Raw genomic sequence first — 420 nt, forward strand, 5'->3', positions numbered from 1 at the left:
CAACGAAACACAATGATCACAGTGTTTATAACCATATTTTTGAAAATGTTGATTATTATGCTTAATGGATGACGCTTTGAAATACCGACTAATTCTTGAAGACTTAGTGGCCAAATATCACGTACTTCTAAAATTAGCTTAGCCCATATTTTTTGCGTAATATTTAGCAGCAAGCAAATGAAAAGGGTGGGCCGTTGAGGCAATGATAACGTCTGGTTTGTTGCTTTTGCTAAATTCTCGAAATGTTCGACTAAACAAACCCAAGCCAAAACTTAGCATGTTGAGTACACGCTTAAGACCATTTCCCTTATAAGAGACTACCTTCTGAAAAAATAATCTAACTCCTTCTACATCCATCACTCCCGGTTTGCACCAGGAATAGAGCACAGATGATGATATAACGAAGAGATGACTATGGCG

1 pseudogene is annotated in these 420 nt (G+C 37.4%); it reads right to left on the minus strand.

The features are described from left to right. Positions 1-138: 138 nt before the first annotated feature. Positions 139-420 (minus strand): annotated as a pseudogene (locus CIK04_RS33965) (hypothetical protein); the annotation flags it as partial.

The sequence above is a fragment of the Vibrio sp. 03_296 genome, assembly GCF_002265885.1.